Source organism: Sphingobium agrisoli, assembly GCF_041877245.1.
GTDB lineage: Bacteria > Pseudomonadota > Alphaproteobacteria > Sphingomonadales > Sphingomonadaceae > Sphingobium.
On sequence record NZ_JBHDJI010000001.1, the window covers coordinates 417,294 to 431,677 of the forward strand.

Below are 14,384 nucleotides of genomic sequence, written 5' to 3' on the forward strand. Positions count from 1 at the left end.
GAAATGGCGCGTCTCATCGGTTGCGATCGGCCCACTTTACCAGAGGATCATCCGTGCGGGACAGCTGCATCATAGACTGGCTTTCGGTCCATAGCGAAAGCTTCCGTTTTCAGCATAACGCACATCGGGAAAGCGCCACCACCGTCGCGCGCCACCTGCTGCACCGCGAGCGACTGGGCGAGCAGGTGATGTTCGGCACCGCCGCGCTCCGCCAGCGTTGCATCGAAAGCGACGATCTTTGGGAACTCAGCGTCCGTATGAGCGACGGGACCGAAGCCCATGTCGGCGGGCCGTCCCTCGACCAGTGTCTCCAGACCGCCCGCGCGACCTTCCTGCCTTCAATGCCGAGCGCGCTGGCTGCCTGACAGAGGCTTCTCCGCCTCGGCTTGGCCGTCTAGGCCGAGCCAGGCGCGACGCCGCGCCGCTTCCTCGCGACAGAACAGCGCCGTTGCGTCGCCGCCCTCGGCATCATTGTTGCTCACAGCCCTGACACTACGCAATCTGTCGGACACTGCATCCTCCTCGTCCATGTTCGAAAAATAAGCGGCGGCCGTTGGCAAGGTTCCGCCGCTCGCACTGATCCAGGTCAGTGCAGCGCCCGTTTTTCCAACGCGGCGTCCAGCATCGTCACCAACCGCGTTCCGATCGCAGGCTTCAGCAGCAGCGGCGCATCAGGATGGTCGGCCAGGACCGGGTGCTCCCCCGCGCCCGAGCAGAAGAGATACGGTATGTCGTAGCTGTCGAGATCGTCCGCCAGCAAACCCGCGTCCCCGTCCGCCAGTCGCACGTCGAGCACTGCGCCGCCGGGCAAGCGATGCGCCACCGCGGCAGCACCCTCCGCCAAAGTCGCATAGGGGCCGTCGACGGCATAGTCCGCCGCCTCCAGCAACTCGACGATCAGCGCGGCGAGCCGGGGGTCATCCTCGACCAGTAAAATATGGGGCGTCCCGCGCATCAGCCTATCCCGAACCGCGCGCGATAGCGATCGAAACAGCGTTCGCCGCAGCGCAGGCGGATGAGCGCACCCTCGGCCATCGCCGTCGCCCGGCGCGGGTCTTCCTCGACCAGCGGCCGGATCGCCTCGTCGTTCCAGTCGCGGCTATGCTTGATGTCGAGCACCGCATGAAGGTCGAAATAACGCCGCTCGCTGTCGGACAGGCCAATCCGCCGCAGCGCGCGCGCGGTGTGCGCCGATCGACCCGGCGCGGTCAGCTCGATGACGCCGAGCGCGCCGACGCTGTGCCAGGCATAATGGCGGCATGAGGCCATTGCCGTCATCGCATTGGCGAGCGCCAGGCTTTCCCAGACCGTGTTTTCGATGCGCGTGTCGAGATCGAGGATCGCGACCAGCTGCCCCAGCATGGGGCCGTGCATCCCCTTGATATTGCCGCGCCCCATTTCGTCCCAATAGTTGCGCGCCAGCTCCATCTTGGCGCGGTTGGGCAGCTTGACCTGAGTGAAGGCGACCAGATCGTCGAAGCCGGCCTCGCCCGCGGCTTCCTGCGAAAGAAACCACCGTATCTCGTCGCGGCTTGCCTGGTCGGCGAGCCATGGGAAAAGCCGGTCATGCTGCCCCGGACCGCTGGCCTTCAACTCCTCGAACCAGGCGATGAAGCCATCCGCATCCGTCGGCGCGGCAGCGGCTTCCGCCCGAACGACAGCGCGCAGTTCCTCGATGAACCCATGTTCCAGCCGCAGCATCCGCCGGTCGGCCTCGAACCGCTTGGCGGTCAGCGCGTCGGGGAATTGGGGGCCAAGCCGCTGTCGGTTCCATCGGCTCAGTTCCTCCTGGAAATCCTGTCGAAGGAATTGCGAGCCTTCAAAATTCAGCTGTGTCGCCACGGGGTAACCTCTCAATATGTCTGACAGGATAATCCGGCAGCCGCCCTGGCCGTTCCGCACAATCGCATTAACAAAGATTAGTCGCGGCAAATCACGGCCAAGGATGCGCCCCGCTCAACTGTCCGCCGTGCCGGGTTCCGCCATCTTGCGATGCCGTTCCGCCAGCACGGCGGCGGGCGTCACATGGGCGGCGGCGGCCTGGAGCTTGTTCTTCCATCCCGATACGATATGCGCCTGCCCCGCCATCAGCGCGTCCCAGCCATCCTTTGCCACCTTGGCCGGATCATCCTTTTTGGCCTGGCCGACGCTGGTGTCGAGCATATCCGCGCGCTCGAAAAACTCGGTTTCGGTCGCGCCGGGCATCAGCGTCGTGATGGTGACGCCGTCGCTATCCTTCACCTCATTGCGGATGGCGTCGGCGAAGCTGTCGATGAACGCCTTGCTGCCGTTATAGACCGCGTGGAACGCGCCGGGGATGAAGCCTGCGATCGATCCGGTAATCAGGATCTTGCCGGCGTTGCGCGCCACCATCTGCCGCAGCACGGGCTGAAGCAGATAGAGGGTGCCGGTGATATTGGTATCGATCACCCGCCGCCAATCGGCCGGGTTCTGCTCGATGAACCCATGGCCGACCCCGCGCCCGGCATTGGCGCAGAGCAGATCGACCGGCCGGCCGCCGGTCTCGGCCAGCAGCCGATCGACGCCGTCGATGGTGGAAAGGTCTGCCTCCAGCGCTTCGACCATGGTGCCATGACGCCGAAACGCCTGCGCCGACGCCTCGATCAGCGGCTCGTCCGCCACGACCAGCAGGTCATAGCCCGCCTGCGCGGCCAGATGCGCCAGTTCAAATCCGATGCCGGTGGACGCGCCGGTGACGATCGCGAATGGGTTCGCCATATGTCTCTCCTCAGGCGGCCAGATCCATGCCGGGCTTCAGCACGATCTTGGTGAATTCATTCTGCTTGTCATGGAACAGCCGGTATCCGTCTGCCGCCTGCTCCAGCGGCATCCGGTGGCTGATGAGGAAGGTCGTATCGACCTTGTCCTCCATGATCGCGTTGAGCAGGCCGGGCATATAATGCTGCACATGGGTCTGCCCGGTCTTGAGCGTCAGCCCCTTCTCCATGAACGCGCCGAGCGGAAACTTGTCCACGAAGCCGCCATAGACCGCCGGCATGGAAACCCGCCCGCCCTTGCGGCACGCCAGGATAGCCTGCCGGATGGAGTGGGTGCGGTCTGTGCCTGTAAAGGTCGACACCTTGATCTGGTCCCACACATTGTCGGCGAAAAAGCCGTGCGCTTCCAGCCCGACGCAATCGATGCACGCGTCCGGCCCGATGCCGCCGGTCATCTCCATCAGCGCATCGTAAGTCTTGCTGTCCTCGAAATTGATCGTCTCCGCGCCGAACCGCTTCGCCAGCTCCAGCCGGTGCGGGAAATGGTCGATCGCGATCACCCGCTCCGCGCCCATCAGGAATGCGGACTGCACCGCGAACAACCCGACCGGGCCGCAACCCCAGACCGCCACCGTATCGCCCGGCTCGATCTGCGCATTCTCCGCCGCCATCCAGCCGGTCGGCAGGATGTCGGACAGGAACAGCACCTTGTCATCCTCTATCCCGTCGGGAATGACGATCGGCCCCACGTCGGAGAAGGGCACGCGCACATATTCGGCCTGGCCGCCGGCATAGCCGCCGGTCATGTGGCTATATCCGAACAGACCCGCCATGGGCTGGCCATAGGCGGCCTGCGCGATATCCTGATTGTCGGCGGGCAGGCCGTTGTCGCATGCCGAATATTGATGCTTGGAACAATGGAAGCAGCTGCCGCAGCTGATGGTGAAGGGCACGACGACCCGCTGCCCTTTCTGCAACGTCGATCCGGGGCCGGTCTCCACCACTTCGCCCATGAATTCATGGCCCAATATGTCGCCCGCCTTCATCGTCGGAATATAGCCGTCATAGAGGTGCAGATCGGACCCGCAGATCGCGGTCGATGTGATCTTGATGATCGCGTCGCGCGGATTGACGATCTCAGGGTCGTCCACCGTGTCGACGCGGACGTCGTGCTTTCCATGCCATGTCAATGCGCGCATCAGTCCATCTCCTCTGCCAATTGGCGCAGCGTGCGCGCGCTGGTGGCGATCTCGCCGGTTTCCATCAGTTGCTTGAAGCGGCGCAGGTCGCGCCGGGCCTGGATGGCGGGTTCGCGCTGGAACAGCTTGGCGACGATCTTGCCGATCACGCCTGCCGGCGGGTCATAGGCGATGGTCGCCGTCACCCATGTGCCGCGCCCGCCCGGCGCATCGCGGAAATCGACGCGGCCGCTGTTGGGCACGTCCGCGCCATCCTCGGACTCCCAGGCGATCGTCTCGCCCGGCACATCCTGCGTGATCCGGGCGACCCACTCGACGGTCGCACCCGCCGGCGCCTTCACCACCCAATGATAGCGCCCGCCGCCCAGCGCGCGCACTTCCTCGACATTGTCCATGAAGGCGGGAAGATTTTCGAGCGTGCGCCAATAATCGTACAGCGCCTGCCGCGGCCGGTTGATGGTCACGGTCTTGGCGGTGACGCTGTCGCCCGGTCCGCTGGCGACCGCCGCCGCTTCGTCGCGATGCTTGGATGTGCTGGCCGGCGCGTCGTCGCGCGCCGGCGTCATGGTGTCGCCCATGCCTGCCTCCTTGATGTGGATGGCGGGGCAACCATCGCCCGCCGCCGCCCGTTCCAGCGGAGCGACGGTAAAGAGCGACGACGATAACCTGTGTAAGTCCGCGCCTCTACCGGGCGAGCGCCCGGATCACACTGTCCCACTGGTCAAGCGCGCCGGCGATGCCCGCCACCGGCACCCGTTCGTTGAGGCCATGGGCGAACCCGTCCTCCGCCTTCATGAACAGGCTGGCGACGCCATAGCTGGGCACGCCCAGCGCCCGGAAATGCAGGCTGTCGGTCGCGCCCGCCGACATGCCGGGCATGACCGTTATGCCCGGCGCGCGCGCGGCGACCGCATCGCGCACCGCCGTCATGACGTCAGCCCGCAGCGGGGAAGCGTCGCTCGCCACCGGATCGCCCAGCGTCGTCACGGTCGCGCCCGGATCGGCGACCAGCTTCACCAGCTGCGCTTTCACATCCTCGATTTTGACCCCGGGAAAGATGCGGCAATTGACCTGCACCTTGGCGCTTTGCGGCAGCGCGTTCAGCGCATGGCCCGCCTGCGCCATTGTCGCGACGCAGGTGGTCCGCACCTGCCCGACAAATTCCGACCGCGCGGACAGCAGGGCCGCTGATTGCGGATCACCGCTTGCCGCATAGCGCCGCATCGCCTCCCCCACTTCACCCCCGATACGATCCGCCGATTGCGACAGCGACACCCGCGTCAGTTCATTCCGCATCGGCGGAAACTGATAGGCCGCGATCCGGTCGATCGCCTTCGCCAGCCGGTATATGGGATTGCCCGGCGTCGGCGTGCTGCTATGCCCGCCCGGATCGGTAAAGCCGATCTCAAAATCGGCATAGGTCTTCTCGCCCGCCTGAAGCGTGTAGAGCACCGGCTCCCCCGCCTCGTTCAGCAAGCCGCCCCCGCCATCGCCGTTCAGCAGCAATTCGATATCCCTATATTGTTTCGCCAGCGCCCGCGTCGTCACCATCGCGGTTTCCTCGTCGCCCGACAGCAGCAGGATGACGCTCCGCCGCGGCTTCCATCCCTCCTTCTTCAGCTGCGCCATGGTCGCGACCATCATCGCGACGTCATATTTATTATCCTCCGCCCCGCGCCCGAAGATATAGCCATTCTCCTCCACCGGCACGAAGGGATCGCGGGTCCAGTCGGCGCGGTTCGCCGCCACCACATCCATATGGCCGATCAGCGCGATGGGCTTGAGCTTGGGATCGCTCCCTGGAATCGTGGCGGCCAGCGTCGCCGTCTCTCCCATCGGCGTCACGACGACATCCGTCTCGGCAAAGCCCGCCGCCTTCAGCAACCCGGCATAATAGGCCGCCAGCTTGGGCACCTCGCCCGCCCCTCCGACCGTGCGATAGGCGATGGAGCGCATCAGGATCGCCTTCGCCTCCCCCGCGTCCGCCGCCGCCAGCGCCTGCCCCTGCGCCGCCATCAACGCCACGCCCGCCACTATGCCCCGCATCATCATTCGCCGCCTCCCTGTCTTGCCCGCAATCTGGCATAGCGGGTTGACGCCGCCAATGCGTTTGCAGCAGGACGGACGCTGGAAAGAGGGCCACCTCATCCGCGTTGCACCCCTTGATAGAATTGCTTGCGCGCAATCGCCCGGCCCGCATCCGATATGATGCCCCGGTCGCCCGGAGAAGATCATGGCCCTCAACTATCGCAGCTTCGGATTTCAGGTTCTCGCCGGCATGGTCGTCGGCCTCCTGCTTGGCCTTCTCGCGCGGCAGATCGGCGCGGGGCCGGAGGGCGACCTCAACTGGCTCGCCACCACGCTCGAGACGGTCGGCTCGATCTTCGTCTCGCTGCTGAAGGCCATCGTGCCGCCGCTCGTGTTCGCCGCCATCGTCGCGTCGATCGCGAATCTGCGCGCGCTCGACAATGCCGCGCGGCTCGCCGGGCAGACCTTGCTCTGGTTCGCCATCACCGCGCTGATCGCGGTCGCCATCGGCATCGCGATCGGCGTCATCGTGCAGCCCGGCGTCGGTGTCTCGACCGCCGCGCTCTCCGCCAAGCAGCCCGATTCGATCGGCGGCTGGCTCGATTTCCTCAAAGGTCTCGTCCCCGGCAACAGCCTCGCCCTCTCCGCCGGCAGCAAGACCAGCGATACGGGCGCGATCACCACGACCGTCTCCTTCAACATCCTGCAACTGCTGGTCATCTCGATCGCGGTCGGCCTCGCCACGCTCAAAGTGGGCGAGAAGGCCGAGCCGTTCCTCGCCTTCGTCCGGTCCCTGCTGACCGTGGTGCGCGCGATCCTGGGCTGGGTCATCCGCCTGACCCCGATCGGGTCGGCCGCGCTGATCGGCACCGCGATCGCCACCTATGGCTGGAGCGCGCTGGCGCAATTGGGCAGCTTCACCGCCTCCATCTATCTCGGTCTCGCACTGGTGCTGCTGGTCGTCTATCCGCTGCTGCTGATCGCCAATGGCCTGAAACCCGCCGCCTTCTTTGCCAAGGCATGGCCGGCGATCCAGCTGGGCTTCGTCTCGCGCTCCTCGGTCGGCACCCTGCCCGTGACCGAAGCCGTGACCGAGCGGCTGGGGGTGGAGAAAGGCTATGCCGCCTTCGCAATCCCCTTGGCCTCCACCACCAAGATGGACGGCTGCGCGTCCATCTACCCCGCGCTGGCGGCGATCTTCGTCGCGGGCTTTTACGGCATACCCCTCCACGCCATCGACTATGCGCTGATCGTCTTTGTCTCGGTGCTGGGATCGGCGGCGACAGCGGGCCTCACCGGCGCGACCGTGATGCTGACGCTCACCCTCTCGACGCTCGGCCTCCCCCTCGAAGGCGCAGGCCTGCTCCTCGCCATCGACCCCATCCTCGACATGGGCCGCACGGCCGTGAACGTCGCGGGCCAGGTGCTGGTCGGCGTGATCGTCGCAAAGCGCGAGGGGATTTTGGACGAGGGGGCTTATCATGGGGCGCGCGGCTCGGAGGGCGTGACCGTTCCAGCCGAATGAGGGCGCTCTGTCTCCCGCGAGATTCAGTCCAAAAGCTGACGTGCTCCTGCGAAAGCAGGAGCCCAGTTCAGACGGCAGGGCTTGGCTCTCAGCCTTCCCAGGAATATGCTCCCGCTCGGCGGCGGATCATAAACGGGTAGTGCGCGATGACGGACCGGACTAAGGGCGCAATCCCGTCGCTCGACTGCACAACGCCGATCGACGCGCTGCTCGAACTGACAGCGGGGGTAGGCCGCCAGGAGGCGATGATCGACAATAGCGTCCTCACCACGACGCCACAATGGGGCAGTCAGCAGTTCGACTGGCCGCCGTTGTTCAATCAAATCGCGCATGGCTCGATCGCCCATCTGATGCCCGATAAGGTTTATGCCTACACCACGGTTGGGCAGGCGGAGGACGTCCCGGAACTGGGCGCTCTTTCGACCCTTTACGGGGCGTTCATCGTCGGGCCGCGGATGAAAAAAGTGATCGATGCGTTTGATATCCCCAAGTCCGAGCTTTTCCCGGTCGGCATGGTGCTGCGCGACTGCGACGTGCGCGATAGACCACATGGTGACGATCCCGAAAGACTGGGCGGCGGCGCGGTAGTCGAGGGGCAGCACTGGTTGTGGCATATCTATAATCGCTACGACTTGGTCGATTGGGAGAAGAGCGAGAAAAAACCCTATTGGGTCGAAGATCCCCGAGGTGATTTGCCGGGCTCTCCGATGCAACGGTTTAGCTACGTAAATAATAAAGAAAAATCGTCATTGCGGGCTTTGCCATATCAAGAAAGTGCGGCCTTCCAGTTGCTTGGGAATCGCTTTGTTTTTATCTCTCCGGAATTCGCACATGCGATGGATAAAGCTGGAGTGTTATGGTCTCTCAGCGGCGGACGTTATGCGAGTGCGTTAATAGGCTTTTATTTTCTTGATAAACCCAGATATATTGCATGTCGAATTGCTCGTCGTCAAAAGCAGATCGTGACCATGCCCAAGATAAACATAGCTGGAACGGATATTGCGGTAACAAATATCCATGATCCGCCATCCCGATGGGCAGGGACCTAAAGCAGCGGCGCCGTATTCCCACTTCGCAAAAAATCTCCTATTGCAAAGTCCCCTCGCCAACCCCTTCCCCACGCATTTTCAAACTCTGCCACACTGTATACTTCGCAGCCTTCACAGCACCCAAAACCCGCTCAACCACCCCTGTCCTACCCGCCGCCGATCCGCTAAGTCTTGCCCCGAACGCCGCGATGCGCCACCTGCGCGGACCCGGTAACAGTCAAGAGACCCAAAGATCATCGTGCCCCATCATCAGGTCCATATCATCGGCGGCGGCCTTGCCGGCACAGAAGCGGCGTGGCAGCTGGCGCAGGCGGGCGTGCGCGTGCGCCTGTCCGAAATGCGCGGCAGCGGCGACACGACCCCCGCGCACCAGACCGACGGGCTTGCCGAACTGGTCTGCTCGAACAGCTTCCGTTCCGACGACGCGGACAAGAATGCCGTGGGGCTGCTGCATCAGGAAATGCGGCGGCTGGGCTCGCTCATCATGGCTGAGGCGGAGCCCGCCAAGGTGCCCGCCGGCTCCGCCCTCGCCGTCGACCGCCATGTCTTTTCCGAAGGCGTCACCCGCGCCCTTGCTGACCACCCCAATGTGGAGATCGTGCGCGAACGCATCGACACGCTGCCGACCGAGGGAATGACCATCGTCGCCACCGGCCCGCTCACCGCCCCGGCGCTCGCCACCAGCATCGGGCAGGCGGCGGGGATGGAGCATCTCGCCTTCTTCGACGCGATCGCGCCCGTCATCCACCGCGACAGCATCGACATGGACAAATGCTGGATGGCGAACCGCTGGGACAAGGTCGGCCCCGGCGGCGGCGAGGGCAAGGATTATATCAACTGCCCGATGACGAAGGACCAGTATCAGGCCTTCGTCAAGGGGCTGATCGACGGCGAAAAGACCGAATTTAAGGAGTGGGAGGCCAGCACCCCCTATTTCGAGGGCTGCATGCCGATCGAGGTGATGGCTGCGCGCGGTCCCGAAACGCTGCGCCATGGCCCGATGAAGCCCATGGGCCTCGACGATCCGCGCACCGGCCGCTGGCCCTATGCGGTGGTGCAGTTGCGGCAGGACAATGCCAGCGGCACGCTCTGGAACATGGTCGGCTTCCAGACCAAGCTCAAACATGGCGCGCAGGTCGCCCTGTTTCGCACCATCCCCGGCCTTGAAAATGCCGAGTTCGCGCGTCTGGGCGGGCTGCATAGGAATACCTTCATCCAGAGCCCCAAGCTGCTCGACGCCACGCTGCGCCTCAAAAGCGCGCCCCATATCCGCTTCGCCGGCCAGATGACGGGCTGCGAAGGCTATGTCGAGAGCGCCGCCATCGGCCTCCTCGCCGGACGCTTCGCCGCGGCGGAACTGCTGGGCCAACCGCTCGCGCCGCCCCCCGCCGACACGGCGCTCGGCGCGCTGCTCGGCCATGTGACGGGCAATGTGGAAACCGCCGACTATCAGCCGATGAACGTCAATTTCGGCCTCTTCCCGCCGCTCACCGACGTCAAGAAAAAGAGCCGCAAGGAAGCCTATACCGCGCGGGCGCGCGCCTCCTTCGGCGAATGGATGGGGGAAATGGCGCTGGCGTGACCACCCAACCCCCGTTCGGTTCGAGCCTGTCGAGAACCGGGACGCGACGCTTCAGCACTTGCACCTTTGCTTGGCCGCCCGCTTGGGCGCCGTGGTCGCGAACTCCGCCGGGGTCAGCTTGCCGTCCTTGTCGGCATCCGCCCCGCCGAAGCGGTCGGCCGTCGCCGCCGCCCACTCCTCAAAGGACAGGAGGTTGTCGCCGTCCTTGTCCAGCGCCTTGAAGGCCTTGGTGCGGCTCCCCATCATCTCGATCCGGGTGATGACGCCGTCGCGGTTGCGATCGTAGCGGGCGAAGCGCTTCTCCTCCCGGCTCTGCGGGCTCGCCTCGCCGGGCATCGGCGGCGCTTCCCCGACCGCGTCCGAGTCGCCCTCAGGCAGCGGCTCGATGGCAGGCGGCGGCGCCGGCGCGGTGGCGAGCTGGGGGATGGGCTGCTGGCTGGCGCGCCCCTGCCACCAGAACAAACCGCCCGCGACCAGCAACAACGCCGCCATGCCCGCCGCCAGAGATCGTCCCATGCCTCGTCCTCCTAAGGAGCAAGCCTATCCCGACCCCCTACCGCCCGACAAGCGCGATCCGCAGCAACCGCCACGCCAGCGACCGCGGCATGCCCAGCGGCGCCCCGCGCCCGGCCAGCACATCCTGCCGCGCCAGCGTGAAAGCGATCCGCAGCGGTCTCCACTCACCCGGCCAGCCAGCATGTCCGACCGCCCGCACCCTGTCCCGCGCCGCCGCCAGAGCCGCCTTCGCCAGCGCCGCGTCTCCCACATGCCCCGCCAGATCCCAGAGCGCCCAGACCGCCCCAGCCGCGTCAAGCCAGGCCGGAGCCTCCGCCACATCGGCCAGCGCCCGGAACAGCCCCCCGCCCCGCCCGGCGGCATAGTCGCTGAGCGCCGCCGCATCGATCTCCGGCTCGACCACCAGAACCTCCCAGCCGTCGATCATCGCCGCCAGCCCCGGCGCGGCCATCGCCCCGCTGGCCCGCAACGCATCGACCACCGGCTCGCCCCGCCCTTTGGTCCCGGTCGGGTCGTCAATGACCTCATTCCACCACGCGAGCCGCATCTGCCCGATCCGGGGTTCGCTGGTCGTGCGAGCGACTTGCGCCAACCGCGCATCGAACGCCCAGACCGCCCGATGCCGCTCCGCCCGCCCCCCGGCATGGGCGGAGAGCAACGCGGCAAGCGGCGGCAGCACGTCCGGCTTCAGCATAGCCGCGCCACGTCCAGGGTGGTTATCGGTCTTTTAACCATCTTCCTCATACAGATTCTAACCGGTCCGCCCGCATAGGCGGCAAGTTGCCTGACCCGGAACTGGGGGGTGTCGGGCGCGACATGGGTGATTGCAAGGCGATGGGCAAGACGATCGAACATTTTTGCGGCATTATGACGCGGCTGGGGAAGAACCAGGCGGGGAATACGATCGCCATCATCGCGGCTGCGCTGGTGCCTCTGGCCGGTATGGTCGGCGGCGCGGTCGACATCAGCCGGGGCTATCTCGCCCAAACCCGTCTCCAGCAGGCGTGCGACGCTGGCGTTCTGGCGGGACGCAAGGTTATGGGATCGAGCGGTGTTCTGAGCGATGCCGTGCGCGATGAAGTCCGCAAATATGTCGGCTTCAACTTCCCCGACGCCTATCTTGGATCGGCGTTGAGCCCGACCACCAGCGTCAATCCCACACTGGGCGCGAACGATACGTTGCAACTGACCGTCACGACCACCGTCCCCACCGTGGTGATGCGCCTGTTCGGCAAAAATACGATGACGGCGACTGCGACGTGCACCGCGCGGAACGATTATGCCAACATCGACATCGTGTTGGTGCTCGACGTGACTGGCTCGATGGCGTGCAAGCCAGAGCGGGACGCTTCACAATGTTCGTCTTACGCCAACACGTCGGGTCGAAAAAAGACGATGACAGTCGATGGCAGGACCGTCACCTATATTGATGAAGAAACAAGCGGCGGCGTCAACATCTCGCGCATGCAAGGACTACGCACCGCGCTCGCCAACTTGCAATCGCAAATGGCGACGATCGAATCGCAGTTTAATCTGACAGAAGAAAGCAAACGTAAGCGTATACGCTGGGCTATCATTCCCTTCTCACAAATGGTCAATGCAGGCTTTAGCAAAGGAAGCGCGAACACCACGCTTTATGCCCGTCAGCCTGGATGGTTCAACACTACAGGCACCTACCGCGAAACGACGTGCCTCTCTAGCAGGGGCGTTGTGACGTGCACGTTGGACAGGACAAACAGTTCTGTTGCTCATGACACGACTTGGTTAGCCAATACATGGGACGGATGCATTGAGGAGCAGAGTACCAGTAACTCGATTACATCGACGTCCAGTACCATACCCTCCACCGCCTATGACCTGCTTTTCAATACTGTGCCAAATTCCACCGCGACCCGATGGACGGTGGCCGACCCGGTGAAAGTCGGAGCCGATGCATCGACCGGTAGCCCGCAATATGCCTGCCCGAAGCCTATGCGCGAAATGCAAACGATGACGACAACCGATTTCAACAATTATTTCGCCTTCAATCAGGGATTTGTCGCCAATGGCGGCACCTACCTTGATCTTGGAATATTATGGGCAGCACGACTGTTGTCACGTAGCGGAAACTGGGCATCAGAAAACCCCACCCTCTATCGAACATTCCCGGTAAGCCGCTACGTTATCCTCATGACAGATGGCAACATGGACGCGAAGGCTTATGGCTATGGCGCTTATGCTCAAGAATGGACGTGGAGACGCGTCACGACTAACGGTGATCCTGATTTGAGCGATGATAATCACACCGCACGGATGCTGCTGACGTGCACAGCCATAAAAAACATGGATGCGAAGATATACACCATTTCATTCAGTTCCGGCTCGACCTTGAGCCAAGATCTGATTGATTGTTCATCCTCCACGAACTCGACCAATCCTGAATTCGCCTACAAGGCTGACGACAGCGCCGAGTTGAACAACGTGTTCCGCGATATCGGCGAGAATATCGGGTCGCTGAGGCTTTCGCAGTGACGCAGGATCGCCTCCTGCACCGGCTGCTGGCCGAGGACGCGCGAGGGGCATCCGTGCCGGAATTCGCGTTGATTCTCATGCCGTTATTGCTGCTTCTGTTCGGCGGCCTGGAGATGGGCTACCAGATCTACGTTCGCTCGATCATGCTGGGCGCGCTTGAACGGGCGAGCAGGCTGTCGACTGTGCAGACCGTCGATAGCACGGCGGTCGAGGCCGACATAGAAGCGACGATCAAGCGGATCGCACCCAATGCCACAATCAACACATCGAAGAGCAGCTATTTTCAGTATAGCAATATCAACGTTCTGGAACGGCTGACGAAAGACACCAACGGCAATGGCACACTCGACAGCGGCGACTGTTGGGAAGATGTCGATAATAGTGGGACGCGCAATGTTCCCAGCACCGGCCTGAACGGCATTGGCGGCGCGGACGACATCGTTCGGTATAATACGACCGTGACCTACAACCGAATTTTGCCGCTGTTCCGTTTCATCGGGATCGGCAACTCGGTGACGATGACGGCGTCAACGATGATGCGCCGACAGCCCTATGAGATTCAGACAGTCCCCACTCCAAAGTGCAAGGCATGATGACAAGCGATACCCTATTGGGCCGGCTGCGGCGCGACCGAACGGGAATGGCGGCGGTCGAGTTCGCTCTCGCGCTTCCTGTGCTGGTTGGCCTTACCATGTATGGCATGGAGGCGGCCAACATGGCTTACACGTCCCAGAAACTGGGCGATATCGCAACTCTGACAGCCGACAGCGTGTCGCGTATCCGCCTCAGCATCAGCAACAACGACGTGACCGATGCACTGGGCGGCGTCAAGATCTTGGGCGACACCATCGATCTGCGCAATCGTGGCCGCATCATCGTGTCCAGCGTGCGTCCCATGACCGACAGCTCAGGCAACGTCACGAACCAGCGGGTACGTTGGCAACGATGCACAGGCGCGCTCGTTAAAGACTCTCCCTATGCGGTGAACACGGATCTGGGCACGGCGGGCATAGGCGCCACTGGTCGCAAGATCGCGGCAACCAAGGACAATGAACTGATTTTCGTGGAGGTATATTACACATATAGGCCCCTGGTATCGGCGGCCTTTTTCGGCACTCCGCAAATGTCTGCGGTTGCAGCCATGAGTGTGCGCGAACGATCCAACAACGACATCAATGCTTCCGGCACCAATTCGCCCTGCGGCACCGGCAGCTACAACGCCTGATTTCGGTGTAG

The 14,384-nt window shown here is 63.7% G+C and carries 15 protein-coding genes; 7 read left to right on the forward strand and 8 right to left on the reverse strand.

From position 1 onward, the window contains the following. Positions 1–53 precede the first annotated feature (53 nt). Positions 54–365, forward strand: coding sequence for a hypothetical protein (locus ACETPF_RS01970; RefSeq protein WP_373932583.1), 312 nt, complete (start codon positions 54–56; stop codon positions 363–365). Between the two features lie 221 nt (positions 366–586). On the opposite strand, the gene ACETPF_RS01975 is transcribed toward ACETPF_RS01970, so the two are convergent. The 6 genes from ACETPF_RS01975 to ACETPF_RS02000 all read right to left on the reverse strand — a co-directional run bounded on the left by ACETPF_RS01975 (position 587) and on the right by ACETPF_RS02000 (position 5,989). Next, a complete protein-coding gene (locus ACETPF_RS01975) occupies positions 587–955 on the reverse strand; it encodes a response regulator (protein ID WP_373932584.1) in 369 nt (122 codons plus the stop codon). Beyond that, a complete protein-coding gene (locus ACETPF_RS01980; RefSeq protein ID WP_373932585.1) occupies positions 955–1,842 on the reverse strand; it encodes an iron-containing redox enzyme family protein in 888 nt (295 codons plus the stop codon). Before ACETPF_RS01980 ends, ACETPF_RS01975 begins: the two co-directional genes overlap by 1 nt. A 114-nt stretch (positions 1,843–1,956) precedes the next feature. Continuing rightward, entirely contained in the window at positions 1,957–2,739 is a 783-nt protein-coding gene (locus tag ACETPF_RS01985) for an SDR family NAD(P)-dependent oxidoreductase (protein ID WP_373932586.1), read from the reverse strand. Positions 2,740–2,749: 10 nt separating this feature from the next. Continuing rightward, positions 2,750–3,937 (reverse strand): zinc-dependent alcohol dehydrogenase, encoded by a 1,188-nt coding sequence (locus ACETPF_RS01990; RefSeq protein WP_373932587.1) that lies wholly within the window; start codon positions 3,935–3,937, stop codon positions 2,750–2,752. Further along, complete coding sequence (locus ACETPF_RS01995) at positions 3,937–4,515, reverse strand: SRPBCC family protein (protein ID WP_373932588.1); 579 nt, start codon at positions 4,513–4,515, stop codon at positions 3,937–3,939. The genes ACETPF_RS01990 and ACETPF_RS01995 overlap by 1 nt, the downstream gene beginning before the upstream one ends. A 106-nt stretch (positions 4,516–4,621) precedes the next feature. After that, positions 4,622–5,989 carry a M20/M25/M40 family metallo-hydrolase gene (locus tag ACETPF_RS02000; protein WP_373932589.1) on the reverse strand — a complete coding sequence of 456 codons (1,368 nt, stop codon included), beginning with the start codon at positions 5,987–5,989 and terminating at the stop codon, positions 4,622–4,624. A gap of 181 nt (positions 5,990–6,170) precedes the next feature. Here ACETPF_RS02000 and ACETPF_RS02005 point away from each other — a divergent pair, with 181 nt between their 5' ends. The 3 genes from ACETPF_RS02005 (at position 6,171) to trmFO (ending at position 10,121) form a co-directional block, all read left to right on the forward strand. Next, the gene (locus ACETPF_RS02005; RefSeq protein ID WP_373932590.1) at positions 6,171–7,490 is read left to right on the forward strand and encodes a dicarboxylate/amino acid:cation symporter; all 1,320 of its coding nucleotides are present in this window, start codon (positions 6,171–6,173) and stop codon (positions 7,488–7,490) included. Positions 7,491–7,636: 146 nt separating this feature from the next. Continuing rightward, the gene (locus tag ACETPF_RS02010; RefSeq protein WP_373932591.1) at positions 7,637–8,539 is read left to right on the forward strand and encodes a hypothetical protein; all 903 of its coding nucleotides are present in this window, start codon (positions 7,637–7,639) and stop codon (positions 8,537–8,539) included. Between the two features lie 238 nt (positions 8,540–8,777). Beyond that, positions 8,778–10,121, forward strand: coding sequence for a methylenetetrahydrofolate--tRNA-(uracil(54)-C(5))-methyltransferase (FADH(2)-oxidizing) TrmFO (trmFO, locus tag ACETPF_RS02015; RefSeq protein WP_373932592.1), 1,344 nt, complete (start codon positions 8,778–8,780; stop codon positions 10,119–10,121). A gap of 51 nt (positions 10,122–10,172) precedes the next feature. Here the strand turns inward: trmFO and ACETPF_RS02020 are convergent, their stop codons facing one another. Then, positions 10,173–10,637, reverse strand: a complete 465-nt coding sequence (locus ACETPF_RS02020; protein WP_373932593.1) for an EF-hand domain-containing protein — start codon at positions 10,635–10,637, stop codon at positions 10,173–10,175. A gap of 37 nt (positions 10,638–10,674) precedes the next feature. Further along, on the reverse strand, positions 10,675–11,331 hold the full coding sequence (locus tag ACETPF_RS02025; RefSeq protein WP_373932594.1) for a squalene/phytoene synthase family protein: 657 nt from the start codon (positions 11,329–11,331) through the stop codon (positions 10,675–10,677). A gap of 86 nt (positions 11,332–11,417) precedes the next feature. Here ACETPF_RS02025 and ACETPF_RS02030 point away from each other — a divergent pair, with 86 nt between their 5' ends. The 3 genes from ACETPF_RS02030 to ACETPF_RS02040 are packed head-to-tail and all read left to right on the forward strand — an operon-like array spanning position 11,418 to position 14,373. Beyond that, the gene (locus tag ACETPF_RS02030; RefSeq protein WP_373932595.1) at positions 11,418–13,148 is read left to right on the forward strand and encodes a pilus assembly protein TadG-related protein; all 1,731 of its coding nucleotides are present in this window, start codon (positions 11,418–11,420) and stop codon (positions 13,146–13,148) included. Beyond that, complete coding sequence (locus ACETPF_RS02035; RefSeq protein ID WP_373932596.1) at positions 13,145–13,741, forward strand: TadE/TadG family type IV pilus assembly protein; 597 nt, start codon at positions 13,145–13,147, stop codon at positions 13,739–13,741. Before ACETPF_RS02030 ends, ACETPF_RS02035 begins: the two co-directional genes overlap by 4 nt. After that, positions 13,738–14,373 carry a TadE/TadG family type IV pilus assembly protein gene (locus tag ACETPF_RS02040; protein WP_373932597.1) on the forward strand — a complete coding sequence of 212 codons (636 nt, stop codon included), beginning with the start codon at positions 13,738–13,740 and terminating at the stop codon, positions 14,371–14,373. The genes ACETPF_RS02035 and ACETPF_RS02040 overlap by 4 nt, the downstream gene beginning before the upstream one ends. The last annotated feature ends 11 nt before the right edge of the window (positions 14,374–14,384 follow it).